Annotated in this window: 24 protein-coding genes, 1 pseudogene and 1 other annotated feature; of the genes and pseudogenes, 4 read left to right on the top strand and 21 right to left on the bottom strand. The window is 52.1% G+C overall.

Annotated features, from left to right (window positions below; translation table 11 throughout):
* The first annotated feature begins 63 nt into the window (after positions 1-63).
* A complete protein-coding gene (locus ACZ439_RS01870; protein ID WP_464620558.1) occupies positions 64-978 on the top strand; it encodes a hypothetical protein in 915 nt (304 codons plus the stop codon).
* 61 nt (positions 979-1039) lie between these two features.
* Here ACZ439_RS01870 and ACZ439_RS01875 read toward each other — a convergent pair whose 3' ends face one another.
* On the bottom strand, positions 1040-1363 hold the full coding sequence (locus tag ACZ439_RS01875) for a rhodanese-like domain-containing protein (protein WP_054797283.1): 324 nt from the start codon (positions 1361-1363) through the stop codon (positions 1040-1042).
* 207 nt (positions 1364-1570) lie between these two features.
* Positions 1571-1811: a binding site (T-box leader), on the top strand.
* Positions 1812-1879: 68 nt separating this feature from the next.
* Between ACZ439_RS01875 and serA the strand changes: the two genes are divergently transcribed.
* The gene (serA, locus tag ACZ439_RS01880) at positions 1880-3463 is read left to right on the top strand and encodes a phosphoglycerate dehydrogenase (protein ID WP_464620559.1); all 1584 of its coding nucleotides are present in this window, start codon (positions 1880-1882) and stop codon (positions 3461-3463) included.
* An 88-nt stretch (positions 3464-3551) separates the two neighbouring features.
* Here the strand turns inward: serA and ACZ439_RS01885 are convergent, their stop codons facing one another.
* The 13 genes from ACZ439_RS01885 to ytfJ all read right to left on the bottom strand — a co-directional run bounded on the left by ACZ439_RS01885 (position 3552) and on the right by ytfJ (position 16708).
* Positions 3552-5405: a HAMP domain-containing sensor histidine kinase gene (locus ACZ439_RS01885; RefSeq protein ID WP_330164533.1), complete on the bottom strand. Its 1854-nt coding sequence runs from the start codon at positions 5403-5405 to the stop codon at positions 3552-3554.
* Between the two features lies 1 nt (position 5406).
* On the bottom strand, positions 5407-6123 hold the full coding sequence (locus tag ACZ439_RS01890) for a response regulator transcription factor (RefSeq protein WP_054797284.1): 717 nt from the start codon (positions 6121-6123) through the stop codon (positions 5407-5409).
* A gap of 40 nt (positions 6124-6163) precedes the next feature.
* Positions 6164-7411: a cytochrome c biogenesis protein CcsA gene (gene ccsA / locus ACZ439_RS01895; RefSeq protein ID WP_127607937.1), complete on the bottom strand. Its 1248-nt coding sequence runs from the start codon at positions 7409-7411 to the stop codon at positions 6164-6166.
* Positions 7408-9099 (bottom strand): cytochrome c biogenesis protein ResB, encoded by a 1692-nt coding sequence (gene resB / locus ACZ439_RS01900; RefSeq protein ID WP_464620560.1) that lies wholly within the window; start codon positions 9097-9099, stop codon positions 7408-7410. The genes ccsA and resB overlap by 4 nt, the downstream gene beginning before the upstream one ends.
* A gap of 246 nt (positions 9100-9345) precedes the next feature.
* Complete coding sequence (gene resA / locus ACZ439_RS01905; protein WP_464620561.1) at positions 9346-9870, bottom strand: thiol-disulfide oxidoreductase ResA; 525 nt, start codon at positions 9868-9870, stop codon at positions 9346-9348.
* A gap of 60 nt (positions 9871-9930) precedes the next feature.
* Positions 9931-10701, bottom strand: a complete 771-nt coding sequence (locus ACZ439_RS01910; protein WP_054799582.1) for a pseudouridine synthase — start codon at positions 10699-10701, stop codon at positions 9931-9933.
* Positions 10702-10719: 18 nt separating this feature from the next.
* A complete protein-coding gene (locus ACZ439_RS01915) occupies positions 10720-11061 on the bottom strand; it encodes an N-acetylmuramoyl-L-alanine amidase (protein ID WP_054797286.1) in 342 nt (113 codons plus the stop codon).
* 74 nt (positions 11062-11135) lie between these two features.
* Positions 11136-11672, bottom strand: coding sequence for a spore maturation protein (locus ACZ439_RS01920; RefSeq protein WP_054797287.1), 537 nt, complete (start codon positions 11670-11672; stop codon positions 11136-11138).
* 6 nt (positions 11673-11678) lie between these two features.
* Positions 11679-12278 carry a nucleoside recognition domain-containing protein gene (locus tag ACZ439_RS01925; RefSeq protein WP_155614833.1) on the bottom strand — a complete coding sequence of 200 codons (600 nt, stop codon included), beginning with the start codon at positions 12276-12278 and terminating at the stop codon, positions 11679-11681.
* A gap of 95 nt (positions 12279-12373) precedes the next feature.
* Positions 12374-13738: an ISNCY family transposase gene (locus tag ACZ439_RS01930; protein WP_074730150.1), complete on the bottom strand. Its 1365-nt coding sequence runs from the start codon at positions 13736-13738 to the stop codon at positions 12374-12376.
* A 223-nt stretch (positions 13739-13961) separates the two neighbouring features.
* On the bottom strand, positions 13962-15137 hold the full coding sequence (locus tag ACZ439_RS01935) for a D-alanyl-D-alanine carboxypeptidase family protein (protein WP_464620562.1): 1176 nt from the start codon (positions 15135-15137) through the stop codon (positions 13962-13964).
* Positions 15138-15329: 192 nt separating this feature from the next.
* Entirely contained in the window at positions 15330-16016 is a 687-nt protein-coding gene (locus ACZ439_RS01940; RefSeq protein WP_054798541.1) for an SOS response-associated peptidase, read from the bottom strand.
* 200 nt (positions 16017-16216) lie between these two features.
* A complete protein-coding gene (ytfJ, locus tag ACZ439_RS01945) occupies positions 16217-16708 on the bottom strand; it encodes a GerW family sporulation protein (protein ID WP_054798540.1) in 492 nt (163 codons plus the stop codon).
* Between the two features lie 186 nt (positions 16709-16894).
* On the opposite strand from ytfJ, the gene ACZ439_RS01950 reads away from it, so the two are divergent.
* Positions 16895-17932: a GmrSD restriction endonuclease domain-containing protein gene (locus tag ACZ439_RS01950; RefSeq protein ID WP_464620563.1), complete on the top strand. Its 1038-nt coding sequence runs from the start codon at positions 16895-16897 to the stop codon at positions 17930-17932.
* Complete coding sequence (locus ACZ439_RS01955) at positions 17933-18598, top strand: MAE_28990/MAE_18760 family HEPN-like nuclease (RefSeq protein ID WP_464620564.1); 666 nt, start codon at positions 17933-17935, stop codon at positions 18596-18598.
* Between the two features lie 299 nt (positions 18599-18897).
* On the opposite strand, the pseudogene ACZ439_RS01960 reads toward ACZ439_RS01955, so the two are convergent.
* From ACZ439_RS01960 to ribE, 7 genes and pseudogenes are all read right to left on the bottom strand, one after another.
* Positions 18898-19005, bottom strand: a pseudogene (locus tag ACZ439_RS01960) (sporulation protein YtfJ); the annotation flags it as partial.
* Between the two features lie 108 nt (positions 19006-19113).
* Entirely contained in the window at positions 19114-19791 is a 678-nt protein-coding gene (locus ACZ439_RS01965; protein ID WP_464620565.1) for a DUF2953 domain-containing protein, read from the bottom strand.
* A 121-nt stretch (positions 19792-19912) separates the two neighbouring features.
* Positions 19913-20530, bottom strand: coding sequence for an SMC-Scp complex subunit ScpB (gene scpB, locus ACZ439_RS01970; protein ID WP_054798543.1), 618 nt, complete (start codon positions 20528-20530; stop codon positions 19913-19915).
* Positions 20499-21284, bottom strand: a complete 786-nt coding sequence (locus ACZ439_RS01975) for a segregation and condensation protein A (protein WP_054798542.1) — start codon at positions 21282-21284, stop codon at positions 20499-20501. Before ACZ439_RS01975 ends, scpB begins: the two co-directional genes overlap by 32 nt.
* Before the next feature lie 82 nt (positions 21285-21366).
* Positions 21367-21834 (bottom strand): 6,7-dimethyl-8-ribityllumazine synthase, encoded by a 468-nt coding sequence (gene ribH / locus ACZ439_RS01980; protein WP_054798535.1) that lies wholly within the window; start codon positions 21832-21834, stop codon positions 21367-21369.
* 59 nt (positions 21835-21893) lie between these two features.
* Positions 21894-23111, bottom strand: coding sequence for a bifunctional 3,4-dihydroxy-2-butanone-4-phosphate synthase/GTP cyclohydrolase II (locus ACZ439_RS01985; protein WP_464620566.1), 1218 nt, complete (start codon positions 23109-23111; stop codon positions 21894-21896).
* Between the two features lie 26 nt (positions 23112-23137).
* Positions 23138-23806: a riboflavin synthase gene (gene ribE / locus ACZ439_RS01990; protein WP_054798534.1), complete on the bottom strand. Its 669-nt coding sequence runs from the start codon at positions 23804-23806 to the stop codon at positions 23138-23140.
* Between the last annotated feature and the right edge of the window lies 1 nt (position 23807).

The raw sequence follows: 23807 nt of genomic DNA on the forward strand, positions 1-23807 counted from the left end.
TCCCTTTTTCGACAAATTATCCTATACTATTCAGCAGAGGAAAAGATTAGAGGTGCATATGATATGGAAAAACGGTTGAACCGAACGGACTACTTATTCGCCATCACCTTCATCTTTATGCTGGTCGTGGCTCTCGGGGCGTTTTTTTACGGGATGAAAATGGGACAAGATCGCGCCACGACCCAATATGAACAATTCATCGCGAAGCAAAATGAAGAAAAAAACGGATTCACCGCGTACCATCAGCAATACTTGGTGTCCTTCTATCATACCATTTATCAGCCTTACAGGGAATTTCATAAAACGTGGTTTGAAAAAATGGATGATTTGCAGACCAATCAATCCGCGGACGCTTCGCTGATCCTTAAAGATTTAGCTAAACAAGCGCAAGCCGCCTACGACGGGCTCGGCTCCAAGTCGTCGCCGGACTCCTCTCCTCTGCTGAAGGAAGCGCATACCGATTACATGAAAAGCTTGAAGCTGTTCAGTGAAGCGCTGCGCAATTATACGTCCAAGGCCAACGCCGTGTCCGGGCCGGACCTGGTCGCCCAGCTGCAGGCCGACGCCTACCTCGGCGAAGCGAAAAACTTCGCGCTTAAAGCCGAGAAGGAATATTACGACGCGATCGTCAAGTGGAACGAAACCGTGAACCCGCAGTTTAAAGCGATTGACGTGACGAAGCCGTTGAACGTCAAAGAATGGGGGGCGTTATCGCTCAATGTGAAGAACGATTATTTGGCCGGCTTCATGATGAGCGGCAAACAATTTCGTGCGTTTACGCCTCAAGATTTGAGCGCAAGAATCGACGATATGATCGCTTCCGGGCAAGCCAATAAAATGAACTTGACTGAAGTCTCCCAAATCGTCGACATGCTGCTTGCCACAGACGCCGTTCGGGCCGGCGACTACCTACGCTTACGCAACAAATATTACGGAAATGAAACGCTGCCGCAGCTTCCGTTCTTTACAACAAATTAAACGTGTCCGAACCATAAACAACCTGCTGCAAGCTTATGAGCAGGTTGTTTTTTTGTCGTATTCAATCGTATTGAAACCCTTTCAATGCAGCGAGCGCAGCCATTCCGCCTTCCACATTGATCATATGCTCGAATCCCCGCTCGCTCAAATAATGACAAACGTTCGCACTGCGCACGCCATGCGCGCAAACGACGTAAATCGGACGATCCTTCGGCAAACTTTCCACCTGCTCCGGGATCGACATCATCGGCATCAATTGCAGCTCATCCCAATGATAAAACTCCCATTCCATCGGCTCGCGGACATCGATGGCAAGCGCACCTTCCAGCTCACCGCGCTCCAGCTTCCGTTTAAACGCGTCCGGACCAATTCTATCGAACGACATGTCAGCGCTCCTCCTCTGCTCTTTTGCTTAGGTACAGCTAACATTTTACTTCGGAATACGGATCGCGGCAACCGCAGCCCAGTTGCCGGCAATGGATGTGGACAACAATTTTTTCACAAAATTTTCGAAATTACAAATCGGTCTCCCTCCTATTGACAAGGCTAAAAATGACATGGTAAGGTAGGATTAACTTTAAGAGACATATTTCAACAAACGATGACGGAGCCAAGCATAAAGCGGAACGTACAGAGAGCCGGTGGTCGGTGCAAACCGGACGTTAACGATATGCGGAGCACTCCTGAGTTGCTGCCTCGAACGATCAGTAGTTGCAGCCGGTTAGAAGCCGTTACCATTCTCGGTCTGTTGCATGATAGACCTATGAAGGTCGCGCGTGTGAACGTGCGGCGAAATAGGGTGGTACCACGAGAATCAGCTCCTCGTCCCTTGTATACGCTAGACGTATCGGGATGAGGAGTTTTTGGTTTTTACAGAAAAGGAAAAACGGAGGGAAATGTAATGTTTAAAGTATTAGTCATGGATGGAATCAGCGACATGGGGATTCAACTGCTGTACGATGCGCCGGATGTGGAAGTAGATAAGAAGGTCGGGCTGTCCGAGGACGAGCTTGTCGCCATTATCCCGGATTACGATGCGATTCTCGTGCGCAGCGCCACGAAGGTGACCGAACGCATCATGAACGCAAGCAGCCGGTTGAAAGTCGTCGGCCGTGCCGGCGTCGGCGTCGACAACATCGACCTCGAAGCCGCTACGAAACGCGGGATTGTCGTCATCAACGCACCGGACGGCAACACGATCGCCACTTGCGAACTCACCTTCGCCATGATGATGTCGGTCGCCCGTTCCATTCCGCAAGCGTACAAGAAAACCGTCAGCGGCGAATGGGACCGCAAAACGTTCGTCGGCGTCGAGCTTCGCAATAAAGTGCTGGGCGTGCTCGGTATGGGCCGAATCGGAAGCGAAGTAGCGAAACGCGCGAAAGCATTCGGAATGGAAGTGCTCGGCTACGACCCGTTCCTGACCGAAGAGCGCGCGGAGAAAATCGGCGTGAAGCTCGGTTCGGTCAACGACATTTGCGCCAAAGCCGACTTCATCACGGTACACACGCCGTTGACGAACGAAACCCGCCACATGATCAGCCGCCCGCAATTTGAAATTATGAAAAAAGGCGCGCGCATCATCAACTGCGCACGCGGCGGCATCATCGACGAAATGGCGCTTATCGAAGCGATCGAGACCGGCATCGTAGCCGGCGCCGCCTTCGACGTATTCGAATCGGAGCCGCCAGCCGCCGATCACCCGTTCCTGAATAATCCGAAAGTCATCGTAACTCCGCACCTTGGTGCCTCCACTGTAGAAGCACAAGAGAACGTGGCGATCGACGTATCCGAAGAAGTGCTGCACATCCTGCGTGACGAGCCGTTCAAAAACGCGGTGAACATGCCGCCGGTACCGGCAAACGTGCTGAACGCCCTGCAGCCTTACTTCAATCTGGGCGAGAAGCTCGGCGTGTTCCTCGGTCAGACGATCGACGGAGCCGTCAGCGAAATTACGGTCAACTTCGCGGGCGATTTAACGGACGTCGATACGTCCCCGCTCACCCGCTATATTGTAAAAGGCGTGCTCCAGAACCAGCTGGAAGGCGTCAATATCGTCAATGCGATGCATTTGGCCAAGACGCGCGACATCAGCATCGTCGTTCAAAAATCGTCCTCGTCCAAAACGTTTACGAATCTCTTGTCCGTCACGTTAAAAACGAAAAACGAACAACGCACGGTGGCCGGTACGCTCCTGTCCGGTTACGGCGAACGGATCGTGCAAATCGGCCAATATCCGGTCGATATCGCGCCGGAAGGCAACCTGCTGTTGATCTACCATAACGACAAGCCGGGAATTATCGGTAAAGTCGGTACGCTGCTCGGCAACAACGACGTGAATATCGCTACCATGCAGGTCGGCCGTAAAGTGATCGGCGGATCGGCGATCATGGTCTTGACGACGGATAAGCAAACACCGCCGGACGTACTCGAACAGCTGGCGAAGCTGCCGGAATTAACCCATATTCACGAGCTTTCCCTGTAAGTCCCGATTGTTCCACGAACAACAAGAATATGTACGGTTTTTCAACAATAACAAAAACCCCTCCGGAAGCGAACCGGAGGGGTTTTTGTTATGTTTTACCGCTTTTGCAAGGTAAGATGATAGAAAATGTCGTTCCCTGGCCTGGCTGACTCTTCGCTTGTACCGTGCCCTGATGGGCTTCTACGATGTTTTTGACGATCGACAAGCCCAGACCCGTTCCGCCCGATGCGCCGCGTGTACGGGCTTTGTCCGCCTTGTAGAAGCGTTCGAAAATAAAAGGCAGATCCTCGGCCGGAATGCCGATGCCCTGGTCGGATACCTCGATGAGCACCGCTTCTTCCCCGCGCAGCTGTGTCTCCGAAGCGCGGATTTGAATCTCCGCCCGGGATGGCGTATGGCGCAGCGCGTTGTCGAGCAAGTTCGTCAGCACCTGCTCCAGGCGATCCTCGTCGGCTTGTGCCAGGGTCAGCGGCCGCTCGGGCAGCGCATACGTCATGGAGACGCCCTTTTCTTTGGACAAAGCGGCAAATTTGCGATGCACCCGCTTGATGAAGGCATGCACATCGAGCTCCCGGAGATGCAGCTCCATGTTGCCGGTTTCCATCTTCGCCAAGTCGAGCAAATCGCGTACGAGCCGACCCATCCGGAGCGATTCGTCATAGATCACCTGAGCGAGCTCCTGACGCTCCTCCGGCGTGGCCGCGATGTCGTCAAGCAGCGCTTCGCTGTAGCCCTGCAGCATCGACAACGGCGTCCGCAGCTCATGCGACACGTTGGCCACGAAGTCCTTGCGCAGCTTGTCGAGCCGGTGCTCCTCCGTGACGTCGCGCATGACGGCCACGACGCCGCGCACGAGATCCTGCGAATACAGCGGCGCCATGACGACCGACCACACTTCGCTCTTCACGAGCAGCTTCGAAGTCATCTCACCAGGCTGCGCGATGACCCGCTTGAACAGCGGCTGCATCGGGCCCGGGATCCGGTTCCATTCGCCGCGGGGATACGACTGGGCTCCCGAGGTTTCCCCGCCGTCATCCAGCCAATCGATCTCGTTCCACTCCCGGATGATCCTCTCTCCCTGCGGATTCGTCAGGATGACGCGTCCCTCCGCATCGAAGGTGACGACGGCGTCGGCCATACTGCGCAGAACGCTTGCCAGATGCTCCTTCTCGTGGCTCAACGCTTTGATCGTATCCTGAAGCTGCTCGCCCATATGGTTGAAGGTCTTGCCCAGTTCGCCGATCTCGTCGGACGACGTGATCGGGACCCGGCTGCCGTATTCGCCCTCGGAGATCAGGTCGGCCGCTTTCTTCAAATTCAAGAGCGGCCGCGTAATGCGCGTCAGAAGGAAGAAAGCGAAGAACGTCGTCATGAGAAAACCGGCGACCCCGACCACGACGAACAGCCTCTTCACATAGGCCTGGGTTTCTTCGGAAGACTGTGTCAGCTGGTACATGATCAGCGCGCCGGCCACGTTCGTTTGCGATTCATCCATGAACGGAACGGCGACCGCCGTATACGTGCTGCTCAGCGGAGTACGGGCCGCCACGTTTGATTTCCGGTTGTCGACCACTTCGCCGGCAAACACTTTTTGCAAATCGCTTTTGGTGAAAAAGTCGTCATACCGAACCAGCCTGTTGTTCGGCTGGCCGACCGGCGTCTCTTCCTGCACAAAATCTTTGGACACGACCAGCACGCTGGCCTCCTGCGCGTTCAGCAGCTCGTTCACGACTTGCAAATAGCGGCGTTCCTCTTTATGCAGCGATATTTCGCTCGCCACTTTAACGGCCAGCCGGTTTAACGTCTCCACCTGATCCTTCGACTTCGGGAACGACGTTTCAATAAATTTGAACAAAAAGACGCTGAGCGTCAACAGCACGACGACAACGAGTCCGATGATGGTCAACCACAGTTTGCCGACAACGCTTTTGAATATAAACACGTTACTTCGGCACCTCGAGCTTGTAGCCTACGCCCCAAACGGTCGTAATCATGGAGGCGGCCTCCGGCGACACTTTGTTCAGCTTCTCGCGAAGCCGCTTCACATGGGTATCGACCGTGCGCAAATCGCCGAAAAACTCGTAATTCCATACGTCCTTCAGCAATTCCTCGCGCGAGAACACTTTATCCGGCGAGACGGCGAGGTAATGAAGCAGCTCGTATTCCTTAGGCGTCAACGCCACCTCCTGCCCGCCTGCAGTAACCCGGTGCGCATCGTGCTCGATCACCAAATTCGGGAATACGATGTTGTTGCTGGAATTGACTTCCTTCGATAAATAGGCCGTTACCGACGAGCGCCGCAAAATGGCCTTCACCCGGTAAATGACCTCCCGCGGACTGAACGGCTTGACGACGTAATCGTCCGCGCCCGATTCGAACCCCTGGACGCGGTTCGTCTCTTCGCCCTTCGCGGTTAACATAATGACCGGCGTCGATTTGACCTGCCGGAGACGGGCGCATACTTCGTTGCCGTCCATGCCGGGGAGCATCACGTCCAGCAGAATGAGATCGTAGTCGGATTCAACCGCTTTGCGCAGTGCCGTCTCCCCGTCCTCCGCCTCGTCGATGCGGTAGTTTTCTTTTTCCAAGTACATCCGCAGCAGCCGCCGAATCCGTTCTTCATCGTCAACGACCAGGATGTGCGTTTTCATATCCGTCATGGCCTATCTCCTCTTCAACTGGAATTAAAGGCAAACCCGTTTAAACGCCGGAATAGGAATGTAAACCGGCAATGACCAGATTGACGCCGATCAACGTAAACATGACGACGAGGAATCCGATCACCGAGAGCCAGGCCGAACGTTTCCCCTGCCAGCCTCGGGATAGCCGGAAGTGCAGGTAGGCTGCGTAGAACAGCCAGACGATGAGCGCCCACACTTCTTTCGGGTCCCAGCCCCAAAAGCGCCCCCATGCCTCATGCGCCCAAATCATGGCGAATATCAAGGCGCCCAGCGTAAAGATCGGATAACCGATGGCAATCGAGCGGTAGCCGATTTCATCGATATCGTCCGCATCGATCCCTTTCATCATCGGATGAAGCGCGGCGCCCAGCGGCTTACGAGCGATAAGCCGGAGCAGCCCGTACAGAATCGCTCCGCTTAGCAGCGACCAGATCACCGTGTTCAGCTTCCTGCCTGCGTTCGCGCCCTTCATCCAGGACGGCGCTTCGAACAGCGGCTCCGACATCCCGAAGAACGGTGTCATCTGCACCGTTTCGGCTTGATGAGGTCCGACCAGCGGCGGCAGCACGTACGTCGTTTCCTGTTTCACGGTTTGTTCCACGTTGTTTACGTCCGTCACGATGACGTTGCTGGAGAACACCGCCTTGTAGCCGGAGCCGTTAAAGCTGAAGATAGCCGCGACGAAGGCGATGACTACCACCAAGATGAACAGCGTGAATTCCACACCGCGCTGCTCACGCCTGTCCTTTCGCTCCGAGCTGCTGAAATTGACGTTCTGGACCAGATACATCAGTCCGGCGGCAAAACCGACGGCGAAGAACGCTTCGCCCAGCGCCGCCGTCGTCACGTGGATTTTCAGCCAGTAGCTTTGCAGCGCCGGAATAAGCGGCTGCACCTCGTGCGGAAATACCGACGCATAGGCGATGATTATGATGGCAACCGGCAGGGCGAACACGCCGAGTACCGTAGTCCGATAAATCAGGAATACGACGATGAACGCCAGTACGACCATCATGCCTAGAAACGTCATAAACTCATACATGTTGCTCGTCGGAATATGTCCGGCCTCGGCCCAACGGGTAAAGAAAAACGTGGCATGACACAGAAAACCGACGATTGTAAGCGTCAGTCCGATGCTGCCCCATTTCTTGACGTACGTTTCCGGGTCCGTCACTTGAACCGATTTTTTACCTGTAATGCCGATGACGAATCCCAGCAATGCAAGCGAATACACTATGAAAGCTATCAGCAATGATGCGCTGCTCACGCTTGTTCCACCCTTCTTTCGAGCGCATTCGGATCGACCTCGATCCCCGTTTTGGCGAGGACCTGCGAAACTTCCTTGCGCAACCCGTACCAGTTTTTATTCGTATGCGCGCCGAGCGCCAGCTTGCCGTCGTCAATGCGCAGCCAAACCCGGCGATGATTCCAATAAAAGCCCATAATCAAACCAATCATCGAAATGGCGGTGCCGATCCAAATGTACGGCATCGCCCGGTCAACCCGGATATTCAAGTAGCTGATGTACTCGGATATTTTAACGTTCTCCATCGAACCGACCGCAAGCTCCAGCTTCGCGCCGAGCGCTCCGTTAATTTCATCCTGCCGGAAATTGACTTTGTCGACTTGACGCGGGAAGTACATGTAAGGCTCCCCTTGCGGCTGCAGTCCAGGACCTGTTATCGTGAAGACGAAAGCCGGCATCAGCGGGTCTTTCGATTTCGTTATCGGCATGCCTTTGCTATCCAGCGCGAATTCCGGAAAATACGCTTTGAGCTTTAATTCGTACGGGCCGACCTTGTACTGTTCCTTCGGATTGTCCATCGAGAGTTCAAAGCTGCCATACGTTTCGCCGGTTTCTTTATTCTTCAACGATGGCTTGACCGAGATCAGCATCGGCGATGGCTTGAAGTCGAATTGATAAGCGAGCAGACCTTGATACTCAAGCGGCTTGTTCACGATGATGTCTTGCTTATGCACTTCCTTGAGCACCGGTTCCTTCGTCGGATCGTCGCAATCCGCCAGACAGGCGTATAACGTCGCTTTCGTTTCGTATACTTTCGGGACATCGAGTCCCTTGGAACGAAACTCGGCTGACATTTCCTCCGGCTTGTAATACTCCAGAGTAAACTTCTCGTTCTTCAAATAATAATTCGTCTCGGGAATTTTCACCAGCTTGCCTTCGGGAAACCCGATGTGCTGATCCATATGCCAGCCTGGAATGCTTCGCATCAGCACCGCACCAAGAAAGATAATAAGTCCGATATGATTGATGTAGGGCCCCCACCGGCTGAACCGGTATTTCTCCGCAAGCAGCGCCGTACCGTCGGTATACACGCGGTAACGGGCTTTCCGAAGCGCCTTGGCGGCCGTTTCCGTCCATACCTGCTCCGGCGCTGCTTCAGGCTGTCCGCCCGGTACCGCGCCAACAGGAATCGAGCCGGAATACGTCAATTTCTGACGGGTAATGAAGCTCAGATGCTTGCGGATTTGCTGCTTGCTTAACGCGCGATACAGCGGCAGCACACGGTCGAGGCTGCACACGATAAGCGACGTGCCAATCATGAGAAGCAATGTGATGAACCACCACGACTCGAACGTATGCGATAACCCGAGTAAATAATAAATGTAGCCCAATGTCCCGTAGGTTTGCTCGTAATAAACGGACGGGTCGATGTTGAGGAACGTGTTTTCCTGCGGATAAATGGTACCGAGCGCAGAGCCCAGCAGCGTGATGACAATTAAATAAATGGCGATTTTAACCGAGGAAAAAAAGTTCCATACCCGGTCCAACAGCCCGGGATTCGCCCGCTGCGAGCGTCTGGCCATGCCGTCGTATTTCATCTCGAGCGGCTCGGCCCCTCCTTCGTCCTCCAGCGGCTTGCCGCACGATTCGCATAGCAGCGTGGCGACGGGATTTTGGTGTCCGCATTCGCATTTGGTGTTGTGAATCATGTGTCCTCCTCGATTTATTGGAATGGGAGGCCGCTGCGGTTAGGATGGGCCTGCGGATTTTGTTGAAATCGATGTTCTTGGAATCATCAACCCAAGCAGGGTAGAACGTCGATTTCAAAGGCAGCACGTAAACTCTCCGGCCTCACCCTAACCTTCGCTAAACCCGTTCAAATAAATCGCTCGTTATGAATAGTAAAAATAATCGTGCTTGCTTCGCTCCGGATCCGGTTAGCGGTGTAGCCTTACCTAAGACGGAAGCAAGGAAGAGATCGTTTGATCGATAAAGGCTTCGTCCATTTGCCCAACCCGGATGACTCCGATTTTGCCGTCGGGCTTAATGAAGAACGTCGTCGGATATTGCGATACGCCGTAACGCTTTCGTGTTTCTTCATTTTTGTCGAGCAAGATCGGGAAGGTCACCTTATATTGGTTAACAAAGTTCTCGACGGCCACCCGCGGCTCATTCAGGTTCAGGCCGAGAATTTCCACATTTTTTCCGGCCCATTTCTCCTTCTGACGTTCAAGCGCCGGCATTTCGTCCCGGCACGGCTCGCAGAACGTCCCCCAAAAATTAACGACTACGACTTTTCCCTTGAGCTCCGCAAGCTCCTTCGTATTCCCGTCCAGGCCGACCAGCTTAAAGTTCGGGGCCGATGCGCCTTCCGTCGGCTTCTTGTCGCTGAAGAACAAATTGTTCGTCAACGTCCAACCGCCCACGAGAATGACAACGGCAAAAATGGCAATTTGTATCCAAGTTCTATGTTTCCCCATCATCCCACACCTTCAAACCCGACTGTTTGTCCGTTCCTAACTTTATTATAGCGAAAATTGTCAAGCGTCGGATTCACCTTTTTGAATATTATGTGACTTGCCTTTCCCCATTTCGAGCGCTGCGGTGCGCAATTCGTCCACTTCGTGCGGCGTTAAGCTCCGCGACTTGCCCCGGGGCACGCCGGTAAGCTGAAGCGGTCCGAACTGCACCCGTTTCAGCTTGACGACCGGATGATGAATGGCCTCGAACATGCGCCGCACCTGGCGGTTGCGGCCCTCGTAAATCGTAATCTTGACGACCGTTTCATTCTTCTCCGGATTCACGTCCTGATATTCCAGTTCGGCCGGAGAAGTCATCCCGTCCTCTAACTTGATGCCGTCCCTCAGCTTGTCCAGCAATGAACCGTGCGGCACCCCTTTGACCGTCGCCAAGTACGTGCGGGGCACGTGATGCTTGGGGTGGGTCAACAGATGCGCAAACTCTCCGTCGTTCGTCAGCAAGAGCAATCCCTCGGTGTCGTAATCGAGCCGTCCGATCGGGTAAATCCGCTCCTTCAAATGTTTAAAGAAATCCGTCACCGTCTTCCGGCCTTCCGGATCCTCGGCACTCGTGATAACGCCCTTCGGTTTGTTGAACATCACGTAAACCTTGGACTGCTTGCGGATCGGCCTTCCGTCTACTTTAATCAAGTCTTGGCTCGCATCCACTTTGACCCCCAAGGTTGTTACCACTTGATCGTTCACCTGCACCCGGCCGGCGGTTATTAATTCCTCACATTTTCTTCTCGATGCAATGCCGGCTTCGGCAAGCACTTTTTGCAAACGTTCCATTTCTCTAGTCACCTCAAGCTAATGATACCTATCCTCGGGTGAAATCACAAGCTGAGACCAAGGAAAAGCAGCTCCGGGGCACGAGACGGAGTGCGGAAAGAGATCTTTCGGCCCAAAACCGTACGTTTCGGATAAACGCAAAACAAGCTTGTTCAGCACAAACCATTGCTCTTTCTCTTCGGGCGTCCGGATGCTGCGCGGTTCCGTATAGTCGCCTTCCAAGCAAATATGAATGTACAGCGGGTCCGTTTGGGCGGAAGAAGGGATGATGACGCCGTTCCTGGCGATAAACAGGTCATACCCTTTTCCGTTAATGGCGGGACAAGCGGAATGATGAATGATAATGCCGTAATACACCATACAGGTCACCTCTTCCGGGATCGCTAACCTTAGTATATGTACGGACAAAGGAGGGGGTGAAACGAAGGAAGCCATTACGCGGTAAACACCAAATAACAAATGACGATCGAGGCGATAAAGCCGACGGCGTCGGAGATCAGGCCGACCTTCAGGGCGTATCCCGCTTTACGGATGCCGATCGCGCCGAAATATACGGTAATGACGTACAGCGTCGTATCCGTACTGCCTTGAATCGTGGAGGCGATGCGCCCGACCATCGAATCCGGCCCGAACTGCGAGATGAGATCGGTCGTGAAAGCGAGCGATCCTGCGCCGGTAATCGGACGCAAGAAAGCAAGCGGGATGATTTCGCTCGGCACCCCGAATCGTTCACAAATCGGCTTCAGCCAGCCGATGAATAAATCCATCGCGCCGGACGCGCGAAATACGCTGATCGCCACCATCATGCCGACGAGGTGAGGAATGATGCGGATCGCCGTATCGAAGCCGTCTTTCGCCCCGTCCACGAACGATTCGTAGACGGGGATTTTCCGGTAAGCGGCATATAAAGGGATAAACACGATGATAACGGGAATCGCCCAGGCGGATATTAAGTTGACCCATTCATACACGGCGCCTCATCCTTTCCTCAAATCGATCGGCGAATTTCGACTTCTGTACCATCGGTCGACCACGATCGCCGCCAGCGTCGAAATGAAGGTGGCCATTAAGGTCGTGCCGACGATTTCCGCGGGATTGGCCGAGTTGTAGCTCATGCGAATGGCGATCAGCGTCGTCGGGATCAAGGTAATGCTCGCCGTGTTCAGCGCAAGCAAGGTACACATGGCGGGACTTGCGATTTCCTTGTGCGGATTCAGCTTCTGCAGCTCCTGCATCGCTTTGATGCCCATCGGCGTAGCCGCATTCCCGAGTCCGAAAATGTTCGCGCTCATGTTCGACATGATGTATCCGAGCGCCGGATGATCCTTCGGGACACCGGGAAACAGCATGCGGACGACGGGGCTGAGCAGTCTGGCCATCGTTCGCAGCAGGCCTGCATCCTCGGCGATCCGCATCATCCCGAGCCAGAACACCATGATGCTGATCAGGCCGAAACAAACGGTGACGCCGCTTTTCGCGCCTTCAAAAACGGCCTCGGTCACCAAATCGATTCTTCCCTGAAATGCGGCGACGATGAATCCGGCAACGATAAAGAACAACCAAATAAAGTTGACCATAACTAGTTGCTCCTGAAAAAGTCCAATTTTAAAAATGGTCTCGGGGAGCCGAGTGGTTTTGTGGATGTCGGTTCCCCCGGATTTCTATTTCTACCTTAGTTTTGAAGCATTTTTGCTGCTCTTTGCAGATTGTGGGTCAGGATTCCGAAGCCGACCCAGCATTTTGAGCCAGCAAAGCCCCGGTACCTGCTGCGGTTCAAACCGTACTTGCGCTTGAGAAGACTAATCTTCGCTTCTCCGGCTGCACGGTAACGCTGCAAGTCCTTAAACCATTTTTCGTTTTCGTACTCCGTGCGGGCAATGCCTTTCTTGCCCTTTCGCGGCAAGCTGGCTCGCTTTACACCAAGTTCAGTAATGGCTGCTTCATTCTTCTTGCTTGAGAAGCCGCGGTCGGTGGCTACGGCCTGCGGTGCTTTGCCGAACTGCTTGATATGTGCTTCTATGGCGGGAACAAGCAATTCGTCATCAGAGGGATTTCCCTCATAGACGGCGTAACCGGTGACGAAGCCGCTTTCCGTCTCGTCGATTCGCACCTTGTATCCGAACTCCGTGCCTTTGGCTAGCTTGCCCTTCTTGATCGGCCTGGCTTCGGGGTCAAAGAAGCTGACGATACGATCGGCGATGATACGATTGCCGGAGACGACCTGTCTGGCTTGTTCCAGCAGTTTCCCGGTAAGCTCGACCGCCGCCGACAGTTTTGCTTTGCTTTGCTGAACGGCCGTTTTGCCCTTGTCTTGCAGTTTTTCTACGACGCTTTGTGCACCCTTTACGACGCTGTCGGTTACTTCGATTACGCTTTGCGTAATCTTGTCAACTTCTTCCCACGATTCCCGTGTGCGACGCCGCAGTACTTTGGCGATGGACAGAATCTTTTCTTTAACTTCAGCCGTACGATCTTCAAAGCCTTGAACGGCGTGGGAAGCGACCTTGCGGATTTTCTGAATCATTCGCGTGATGACCTTCACACCATCCTGCAATAGCGTAGCATCTGTCGGGTGATGAATGTCGGATTCCACGACAGTCGTGTCTGTACGGAATTTACGGGTTTTCAGAATCGCTTTTTCTTCACACTGTTTGATAAGCGCAGCGTTGATGTCCTGGGCGATTTTATCGCCGTAGCGTTTGCGGGCATAGATGAGCGTGGACGGATCCGGCATCTTCTCATCGATGGCAATACGGCAGAACATTCGCCAGGTGATGCTGTCGCCAACTTCCTTCACGAGCGACTCGTAGCCCAAATTATATTTGTGTTTCAAGACCATAAGACGGATGTACTTCTCGATCGCCAGCGTAGGGCGACCGCTCTTCTTGCCTTTCGGATGCAGCTTCGCGAATGGTTGAAGAAATTTTTCGTCGTCCAGCAAGCGATCGATGATGGCAAGTTCGGCCGGCAGCGTTCTAACAGCTTCCGGAAGAATCGCATCCCACATCGTTATTTGCTCGTCACGAAGTTTCAACATTTTCATCACCTCAAGGAAGGATTCCCGAGGCTCTGCGTTGAACTCCTTAAACAAAGGAATTCTTCCCTCGGGGATGGATGGATTGTTATCTGGACAATAACAATTTCCATTTTGAGGTGCCGAATTCCTTTTTATTTTGTCAAAATAGCCCGACTTTTTCAGGGGTAACTAACTAGGCATGCCCCTTCCCTCCCATGATCGGACTGGAACCCTTGTCGTACGATTAATCGGTTTGGCCTGTGAACATCACCCGGGTAAATGCGCTTAAAATGTATAACCATCTATCCGAAAGCCGCCAACCGTCCGCATCCGACTCGGAGAATGCGAACGTTGACCGGTCCGTTGCGGAAAGCCGGGGACTATCCTTGGCTACAAGCGGTACGTTACCGATGGATCTGCCGTTCAACGTAAACTCGATCCGTCCCTTCAAGCCCAGCTTGTAATCAGTGGAAGTGACGTCGTTCAATATCAGCTTGCGCTCGAATTTTCCGTTCTCCGCCTGCTCGGCCGGATATCGGAAAGGTGCCCCAGCCACGAATTCCGTGCCTTCAACCGGCTCCGCTTTGCCGATCAGCGTCGTGAGCGGGTAGTGCTCGAAGCCGTAATCGAGCAGCTGCGTATGATCGATCCAGTCATTCGGATCGTTCAGCGTGACAACGGCTAATTGTTGTCCGCCCCGCGTCGCGGAAGAGACCAGGCAGCGCTTGGCCAGCTTCGTGTACCCGGTCTTCACGCCGTCCGCCCCGTCGTACAGCGACAGCATTTTATTTTTATTGACCCAAGAGTAATCCCAGGATTCATTCGGATTCGGCACTTTTTTGACTTTCGTTTTGACGATTTCCTGGAAGACCGGGTTTTTCAATGCATAAGCAGTCAGTTTGGCCATATCGCTCGCCGTAGAGTAATGGCCTTCTTCATCCAAGCCGGACGGGTTTTTGAAGCTGGAGCGCGTCATTCCGATCATTCTCGCCTTCTCATTCATCATATAGGCGAAGCCCTCGACGCTGCCCCCCACATGCTCCGCTATCGTGGTTGCGGCGTCGTTGCCGGAACGAAGCATAAGTCCGTACAGCAAGTCTTTCAAATTCATCTCTTCATTCAGCTTTAAATAAATCGAGGAGCCTTCTTTGCCGAAGGCGTTCTTGCTGACTTTCGCCAAATCCGTCAGCTTGCCGTTCTCGATGGCCACGATCGCCGTCATGATCTTCGTCAAGCTGGCGATACGCATCTGTTTGTCCCCTTTGACGCTGTACAGCAGCCTGCCTGAGGTGACGTCGATCAGCGCCGCGCCTTCCGCGCTGGTGCTTATTCCCGGAGCCGCCTGCGCGGTCGGAATACCGCCGAAGCCGGCGGCGACAAGCCATAAGGCCAACAACAGAAACCATAGTCTTCTCATCATGATCCTCCCACCAAAACGTTCCTGTATCACCGGCGGACGAATTGCCCCGACACAAACAAACGATCGAAGGACAAGTTCGGCCTACTTGTACATGTATATGCGAATCGGGCCTGGTTATGTATGCATGCGGACGGTACACAAAAAACCGGCAAGGCGCAAATTCACCTTGACGGTCTTCGTTCTTGCAAGCTTTTAGGCTAATGGCCGGATGCAGTCCGGCTCGTCATAGGCAACGCGCCCGACTTCGGGCCGCACCTCGTAATAATCCATCCGCTCCGCCGGGAACGGTTCGAGCAGCGGCAGCAGCTCCGCCTGTTCGCGGACGCTGCGGTCGAGCCACACCTTCTCCCGCTCCCGGGTCAAAATGACCGGCATCCGTTCGTGCACTTCCGCAACTAATCCGTTGGCCGCAGTCGTCACAATCGTGCACGTATGCAGCTTGTCGCCGTCCTCCCCGACCCACGTATCGTAAAGCGCCGCCATCCCGAATAAGCCTCCGTCTTTCAGCACGAATCGCACCGGCTGTTTCCCTCCGCCGGTCTTCTTCCATTCGTAGAAGCCATCGGCAGGAATGAGGCAGCGCTTACGCGACAGCAGCGTTCGGAACGACGGCTTCTCCGCAACCGTTTCGGCTCTTGCGTTCATCATGCGCGCACCCGACTTGGCGTCTTGCGCCCATGAAGGTACAAGCCCCCAGCGGAGCTCCCCGAGACGGTTCGCCGCACGTTCGCCAAAGCCCGGTTCGCCGCCGAGAATCGCGGGGATCCACTGGCCGGGGGCGGCATTGTACCGCGGCTGGTATTTACCCGGTCTTCCATCCAGCAAAAAGCGCATCATCAGCTCATCCCACGAAACCGTAATCGTATACCGTCCGCACACGAGGCATAACTCCTTACTTATTGTTCCATTCGTCGCCTTTGCCGCAAAGCAAGCAAAAGCAGTCTACATCAACTATATTCCTTAGACCCGGAAAGAGCAATACCGCTTGATGGAACATGCAGCGGGGGTTATCCTTTCTCGAGCGGACAGCGGAATCGCATAAAGAAAGCTGCCCTGGACCGGGCAGCTTCTCGATAAAGTTAAACGATGAAATTTGGGTTCTCGATGTTGTTCGTTACGGATGTCGACTCTGTCTCCATAGTGGAGCCGGCTTTGCCGCCGCTTTTGATCATCGATTGAATGCGGTCGACCACTTGCGGCGCTGAATCGATAATTCGTTCCAGCAAGTGCGTTTGATTGTCGAGCGGCACGATCTTGACCCCTTGTTTGCCGACAACCAAAAATGCGATCGGGGTAATCGACACCCCGCCGCCGCTGCCCCCGCCGAACGGAAGCGCAACCGAAGCGTTCATCGCATCATGGCGGTTACCGCCATTCCCATTCGCATGCTCTTCCGCCGTGACGAACTCGCTGCCCCCTGCCGCGAAGCCAAAACCGACTTTGCTGATCGGCATAATGATGCTGCCGTCCGGCGTTTCGACCGGGTCGCCTACAATCGTATTGACGTCGACCATTTCTTTAATATTTTCCATGGCCGTCTTCATTAACCCTTGAATCGGATGTTCGGTCATCAAGTACTGCCTCCTTATCAAATTAGTTCGTTTGTTCGTTTCTTGCTTTATATAACTTGCTCATTAGCAAATGTAAATATGTATAGTCAAACATCACTCAAAACAATTCAGGAAATTTAATGTATTGCAAGGATATGGTTATGATAAGATAAAGAGAACTACTGTAACTTCGAGGAGTGAAGAACATTGATCGAAAAACTAACTTCACAGTTAAATGAACAAAAACACAAAGTTGATTTTGATACATATGACTTTAGTGTTAAGGAATTAATAAACATGGTTTCTGACAAGATTATTAACATTGCTCCCGAATATCAGCGACAATTTAGATGGGACACAGAACGTCAATCCGTATTAATTGAGTCCATCTTTTTGGGGATTCCTGTTCCTAGTTTATATATGGCTACAAATTCAGATGGAACTTGGGAAGTTATTGACGGGGTTCAAAGATTAAGCTCAATGATTCATTTTGCTGGCGATGATAAGGCACTAGAAAAAATAAATACCAAGGAATCACTGGTCATACATGGACTAGAGAAACTAACAGAATTAAATGGAATGACCTTTAATGATTTACCAAGTACCTTAAAGCTTAATTTTCTTCTTAAACCATTGAAGATTACAACATTAAGTGATAAAAGTGATATGAATGTTAGGTTTGATTTGTTCGAAAGGTTAAATACCGGTGGTATTAAATTAACTGATCAAGAAATCAGAAGCTGTATATTTAGAGGCCCTTTTAATGATTTTCTTAGAGAGCTAGCAGAAAATAAAAATTTTCTTTCTGTTGCAAAATTACCATCTGGAAAGGAAAACGATGGCACTAGAGAGGAGCTTGTTTTACGTTTTTTTGCTTTTTATTACAAATATCAAGAATTTGATCATAGTGTTGTGGATTTCCTCAATAACTATATGAAAGAATCCACGATCAAATTTGATTACAATGAGAACAGAAAATTGTTTGAAAAAGTATTCGCCTTACTTTCCGACGCCCTACCGGACGGTATCACACGTAGATTTAAATCAACTCCAATTAATTTATATGAAGCAGTTACTGTAGGAGCTGCAATTGCATATACTCGACACAATGAAATCAAAGTTGAAAATATCAATGAGTGGATTAAGTCTAATGAATTAAAATCCATTACATCAGGTGCGACAAATTCTAATCCTAAAGTAAGAAAGAGGATTGAATATTGTTTGAATAAATTCGAGGGTAAATAAATGTATTCTGACATTAAAGCTGAATCAACAAGAAGATTGATTGAAATTAGAGAAATTATCAGACACATTAAAAGTAATGAACCTAAAAGAGTAACCTCGACCCCACGAACAGGAAGTATAACCTCACTAAAAGGACTTTTTTTTGTTCATATTTATGGGGTCTATGAGTTTGTTATCTCATCTTGTGTATCTAAAACAATCGGTATAATAAATTCATCAAATATTAAAATTGTCGACTGTAAACCTGTTTTTTTAAGTATCGCTTTGAATAACAACCTAGATTCATTTTATTCGGCAGGGAACCCTACAAAATGGCAAAAAAGATGGGATTTCTTCGAAAATTTTCGTGATACTACCATAGTTAATATACGTGACGAGATTATGCCAACAGATGGCCAAAATTTCCGTTACAGGCAATTGGAAAGCATCTGGAAAACATTCTGTATTCAGGATCCGATTTTGCCACATGGAAGCACCGGTGGTAGGATTCAGGAGATGGTTGATCTTAGAAACAGTATTGCACATGGAAATGAATCTCCTGTCGAGATTGGTAAGAGATTCACAGCCGATGATTTACAAATTCGCTTTGATGTAATTGACGAATACTGCAATTATGTAATAATTACATTCGAGAATTATATTAATAATAAACATTATCTGAAGTAAGTACATATTAGGGCATGTTACTGGTAATTTAAGTAACGTGCCCATTATTTATTTTGTATTTAAACTCGAACTCTTTGGTACTTAACTCTTTGTAATCCTTCACAAAAACATCAAGTGCACTGGATGCTACAAGTAGTCCAGGAAGTACAACCACATCCTCATTATTTTGCGATTCTTTAATTTTTCTTTCTATAGCCAACTTAAAATACATTCTTGCTTTGTCGAGAATTTCCACTAGCTAAGTCTTATCCATTATTGGGGTTTAAAACCGCTTTATTGGCTCTTTTGGAGATGTCACACCCGTCCGGCGTTTCGACCGGGTCGCCTACAATCGTATTGACGTCGACCATTTCTTTAATATTTTCCATGGCCGTCTTCATTAACCCTTGAATCGGATGCTCTGCCAACGTGGAAACCTCCTGTCTGAAGTCGGATTAAAGAACAGTTTTAGCTTAACCGGAGTACCTCCAGACTATGTAGGGGAAACAGAATCCGAAGTCGCGTCGCTTCGTTATTCAGGACGTCGGCATCAGCACACGGCGCCAAGCTTGCAGGCCGCCTTCCGTCTTGCGGATGCGCATCAGGAGCTGAACGCCTCCGGAAAGCAAATGCCAGATCCGGATACGAATCGTACAATTCCCTTCGGTCAAGAACATCATTTGATTAAAAACCGGCATCACCTGCAGCTGCGGCTGGGTTTCCAAACGAATGTACCGGCATACAAACCCGAGCAGCGACGACTTCACCCCCCAGAGCGTCCCGACCAGGAAGGCTGTCTCAGGCGCATCCCCAATGCCGACCGACGTTTTCCAATGCAGCTTCGTACAATCGACATGCCGAAGCATCCGGCTCAGCCACTCGTTGAAATCGAAACAATGCGTCAGCAGTATCCGTACATCCTCGAACTTCTGCTTGATTTTATCCGCGTTGATCGTTTCTTTCCGATCGGCAATCAAGCGCCCTGCCCCGGCGTTGACTTGTTCGGATTTCACTTCCAGCCCGGCGCGAAGACCCTTGAAACGGAGGGTCGGCACTTCATAGCGAAAACGGACGAGACCTAACAGCGCCCTGACTTCAACGGAAATCTCGTCGTTCTTATCCTGATGGGTGAAGGCGAGTCGAATGTTCACCCGGCTTCCCAAGAGGAGAAGCAGCACGAAGAGCAGTCCCGCGGCCATCCAAACCCAAACCATGCTAATCTCCTCCCGCACGGCAAAATTCTGGGGAAAACACAAAAAACTCCCGGTACCGGAAGCTTGCCGCTTCATTTCCTCAGGAGTTAGTATGGCTTTACCTTGGTAAAACATGCACGTTTCAGAAGTCGTTCGACTTCGAAGACACGTCTTCGAACGTCATTTGCTCCCCTTCCAGCTTCTCGAACAACAAGCGCGTTTCCTCTTCCAGGTTGTCGTCGTTCTCGAACAAACTCGTTTCCGGCAAATCGGTCAAACTGCCCAATCCAAAATAGTCGAGAAACGATTTGGTCGTCCCGTATAAAATCGGTCTTCCCGGCGCATCCGCCCGGTCCACCTCTTGAATCAAATCCTTGGCCACCAGCGTCTGCAGCGCCCGGTCCGCCTTCACGCCGCGGATTTCCTCGATCTCGATACGCGTAATCGGCTGCCGATACGCAACAATCGCGAGCGTCTCCAGAGCCGCTTGCGAAAGCGACGTTCGAGAAGGGGAATACGCCAAGCGTTCGAAGAACGGCGCATGCTCCGGCACCGTGGACAACTGATACGTCCCCGCCAGCTCCACGATTTGAATGCCCCGCCCTTGCCGCTTCAATTCGCTTTGCAGGTCCAGCACGAGGTCGGTGACAAAAGCGGCATCTTGCTCCAGCACTTCGGCCAGCTGCTTGGCATCGAGCCCTTCGTCTCCCGCCACGAACAGCAAACCCTCAATAACTGATTTCATCTGCCCAGAATCCATCTGCCGTTCCATCCTCCCGCACCTTTATCACGATATCGTCGAATAATTGATGTTGAAAACATACGATCTTCTTCACCTTCATCAGTTCCAGCAATGCAAGGAAGGTGACCACGATTGAATCCCTTGTCCGCTCCTGATCCAGGAGTTTGGAGAACAGGAGCTTCCCTCCGTGCTGCTCGAGCGCGCCAATGACCTGAAACATCCGATCCTTGACGGAAATTTCGTCTTTGCGGATTTTGGCAACCGCATTGCGGCTCTGCATCCGGCGCATCGCTTTGCGGAACGCCTGAACCAGATCGGAGACATGCAGACCTTTGACCGGATTATCCGGAACGACGGGGACATAAGGCGTCAAGTCCTCGGGTTCGCGCGTATAAATCAAGCTGCGCTCCACTTCCTTGTCACGCAGATGATCGGCGATCGCTTTGTATTTGCGGTATTCGATCAGTTTGGCCACAAGCTCGGCACGCGGATCGTATTCTTCGTCCATCAAATAATCGTCGAAATCCAGATCAAGGACCGGAGGTTTCGGCAGCAGCATCTTGCTTTTGATCGAAAGCAGCGTCGCCGCCATCACCAAAAACTCGCTCGTGAATTCGAGCTCCAGCTCCGTCATGGCGTCCAGGTATTCCATGTATTGATCCGTAATGTCTTTAATCGGAATATCATAGATATCGACTTCCGCTTTATCGATCAAGTGAAGCAGCAAATCAAGGGGGCCTTCAAACGTTTCGAGCTTTACCGTGACCTTCATGTCGCTTGTTCCCCCTTGTTCCCCACTTCCCGCTAGTTTCTGCCCGCCCGCTGTAGATCTTAGCTGTATGGTTCGTTATTGTTTATTTAAACTGCTTAACCAGATTGGCCATCTCGATCGCTGTAACCGCGGCTTCCCAGCCTTTGTTGCCCGCCTTCGTGCCTGCCCGCTCGACCGCTTGCTCGATCGAATCGGTCGTCAGAACGCCGAACACCGTCGGCACGCCCGTTTTCAGCCCGACTGCAGCCACTCCTTTGGCCGCTTCGTTGCACACGTAGTCGAAATGCGGCGTTGATCCGCGGATGACCGCCCCCAGCGTAATGACTGCATCGTAACGGCCGCTCTCTGCCATTTTCTGGGCGATCAATGAAATTTCAAAAGCGCCCGGCACCCAAGCCAGCTCGATCTCGTCTTCTTCCACGCCGTGACGTTTCAACGCATCCAGTGCGCCTCCGACCAGCTTGCTCGTAATAAATTCATTAAAACGGCCTGCTACGATCCCGTATTTCAGACCTTTCGACACTAAATGACCTTCGTATACTTTCGCCATAATCTCACAACTTCCTTCCGAATTCAATATTTTTTTTGATGCGGCCAAGCCCGCCATGCTTAATCTTGTGCAAAATTGAGCAAATGACCGAGCTTCGCTTGTTTCGTATGCAAATAGTGGGTGTTGTCTTCGTTCTCATCCATCTGAATCGGTATGCGTTCGATGACCTCCAGCCCGTAGCCTTCGAGTCCGCGAATTTTACGCGGATTGTTCGTGAGCAAACGGATTTTCCTGATGCCGAGATCCTTCAATATTTGCGCTCCAATGCCGTAGTCGCGCAGATCCGCGTCGAAGCCGAGCTTCAGGTTCGCATCGACCGTATCGAATCCCTCTTCCTGCAGCTTATACGCCTTCAGCTTGTTGATCAAGCCGATGCCGCGGCCTTCCTGACGCATATAGAGCAGCACGCCGGAGCCCGCTTCATCGATCTGCTTCAGCGCCGCGGCGAGCTGCGGACCGCAATCGCAGCGGTGCGAATGAAACACGTCGCCGGTCAAGCATTCCGAGTGAACGCGCACCAGCGTCGGCGTGTCGGTGTCGATGTTCCCTTTGACAAGCGCCACATGCTCCTTCTGGTCGACGACATTCGAATACGCAATGGCCGTGAAGCTGCCGAAGTCGGTCGGCATCCGCACTTCCACTTCGCGGTTAATGAGTTTTTCTTTATAATTGCGGTATTTGATCATATCTTGAATCGTGATAATTTTCAAATCATGCTTTTGCGCGATTTCCATCAGGTCCGGCACACGCGCCATTTCCCCGTCTTCCTTAATGACCTCGCAGATGACGGCAGCCGGATACGCGCCGCACATCCGGGCTAAATCGACGGCCGCTTCCGTATGGCCCGCTCTGCGGAGCACGCCGCCTTTTTTCGCGATCAACGGAAAAATGTGGCCCGGCCGGCGGAAATGATGCGCCCTCGTCTTCGGATCAATCAACGCCTGAACCGTGCGGGAGCGCTCCGAAGCCGAGATGCCGGTCGTCGTTTCCGCATGATCGACGGAAACCGTGAAGGCCGTGCCGTGATAATCGGTGTTGCGCACGACCATCGGCGGTAAATCGAGCTCCTGAGCTCGCTCCTCGGTAATCGGTACGCATACGAGTCCGCGCCCTTCCTTGATCATGAAATTGATGATCTCCGGCGTCGCTTTCTCCGCCAAGGCAATGAAGTCGCCTTCGTTCTCCCGGTCCTCGTCATCAACGGCGATGATCACTTTGCCCAGCATCAGGTCGTAAATCGCCTCTTCGATCGAATGAAATTGAATCGGTGCCGTCATGTTCTCTCGCCTCCCACTAGTTTGGGTTACATAAACCCGTGCTCCGTCAAAAATGAAGCTGTCAGCCGGCTCTGCGGCTTGCCTTGTCCTTCCGGACCCGCGCCGCGGAAGCCCAGCAATCGCTCGATATATTTACCCAGCACATCGGCCTCGAGGTTTACTTCGTCTCCGGCCTTCTTGTGCTCCAGTATCGTCTCTGCCAGCGTATGCGGAATGATCGAAACGGTAAAATGCGCTTCCCCCGACTCGACGACCGTTAAGCTGATGCCGTCGATCGTAATCGAGCCGTGCGGAATGACGTATTTCATCATCCCCGCATCTCTCGGCTCCACCCGGAACACGACGGCGTTCTCTTCCGGCGTTCGACTCGTGATGATGCCCGTCGAGTCGACATGACCTTGTACGATATGACCGCCGAAGCGGCCGTTCGCCGCCATCGCCCGCTCCAGATTCACCCGAGCGCCGGTTTGCAGCCGTTCCAGGTTCGTTCGGCGGAAGGTCTCCGGCATCACATCGACGGTAAAACTTGACTCGTCGTAAGCGACGACGGTTAAGCACACGCCGTTCACCGAAATGCTGTCCCCCAGCTTCACGTCTTCCAGTATACGTTTCGCGCCGATGGTGAGCACCATGGCTTGGCCTTGTTTGGCGATGCGGCGCATCGTGCCGATTTCTTCGATAATGCCCGTAAACATC

The organism is Paenibacillus sp. JCM 9796 (genome assembly GCF_055379675.1).

Coding starts and splice junctions, on each gene's coding strand:
- ACZ439_RS01935 (WP_464620562.1), bottom strand. CDS start 15,137: ATGATGAGAAGACTATGGTTTCTGTTGTTGGCCTTATGGCTTGTCGCC.
- scpB (WP_054798543.1), bottom strand. CDS start 20,530: ATGGATTCTGGGCAGATGAAATCAGTTATTGAGGGTTTGCTGTTCGTG.
- ribH (WP_054798535.1), bottom strand. CDS start 21,834: ATGGCGAAAGTATACGAAGGTCATTTAGTGTCGAAAGGTCTGAAATAC.
- ACZ439_RS01870 (WP_464620558.1), top strand. CDS start 64: ATGGAAAAACGGTTGAACCGAACGGACTACTTATTCGCCATCACCTTC.
- ACZ439_RS01955 (WP_464620564.1), top strand. CDS start 17,933: ATGTATTCTGACATTAAAGCTGAATCAACAAGAAGATTGATTGAAATT.
- ACZ439_RS01975 (WP_054798542.1), bottom strand. CDS start 21,284: ATGAAGGTCACGGTAAAGCTCGAAACGTTTGAAGGCCCCCTTGATTTG.
- serA (WP_464620559.1), top strand. CDS start 1,880: ATGTTTAAAGTATTAGTCATGGATGGAATCAGCGACATGGGGATTCAA.
- ACZ439_RS01910 (WP_054799582.1), bottom strand. CDS start 10,701: ATGGAACGTTTGCAAAAAGTGCTTGCCGAAGCCGGCATTGCATCGAGA.
- ribE (WP_054798534.1), bottom strand. CDS start 23,806: ATGTTTACGGGCATTATCGAAGAAATCGGCACGATGCGCCGCATCGCC.
- ACZ439_RS01875 (WP_054797283.1), bottom strand. CDS start 1,363: ATGTCGTTCGATAGAATTGGTCCGGACGCGTTTAAACGGAAGCTGGAG.
- ACZ439_RS01985 (WP_464620566.1), bottom strand. CDS start 23,111: ATGACGGCACCGATTCAATTTCATTCGATCGAAGAGGCGATTTACGAC.
- ACZ439_RS01965 (WP_464620565.1), bottom strand. CDS start 19,791: ATGGTTTGGGTTTGGATGGCCGCGGGACTGCTCTTCGTGCTGCTTCTC.
- ACZ439_RS01915 (WP_054797286.1), bottom strand. CDS start 11,061: ATGGTGTATTACGGCATTATCATTCATCATTCCGCTTGTCCCGCCATT.
- ACZ439_RS01925 (WP_155614833.1), bottom strand. CDS start 12,278: ATGGTCAACTTTATTTGGTTGTTCTTTATCGTTGCCGGATTCATCGTC.
- ACZ439_RS01930 (WP_074730150.1), bottom strand. CDS start 13,738: ATGTTGAAACTTCGTGACGAGCAAATAACGATGTGGGATGCGATTCTT.
- resB (WP_464620560.1), bottom strand. CDS start 9,099: ATGATTCACAACACCAAATGCGAATGCGGACACCAAAATCCCGTCGCC.
- resA (WP_464620561.1), bottom strand. CDS start 9,870: ATGGGGAAACATAGAACTTGGATACAAATTGCCATTTTTGCCGTTGTC.
- ytfJ (WP_054798540.1), bottom strand. CDS start 16,708: ATGACCGAACATCCGATTCAAGGGTTAATGAAGACGGCCATGGAAAAT.
- ACZ439_RS01890 (WP_054797284.1), bottom strand. CDS start 6,123: ATGACGGATATGAAAACGCACATCCTGGTCGTTGACGATGAAGAACGG.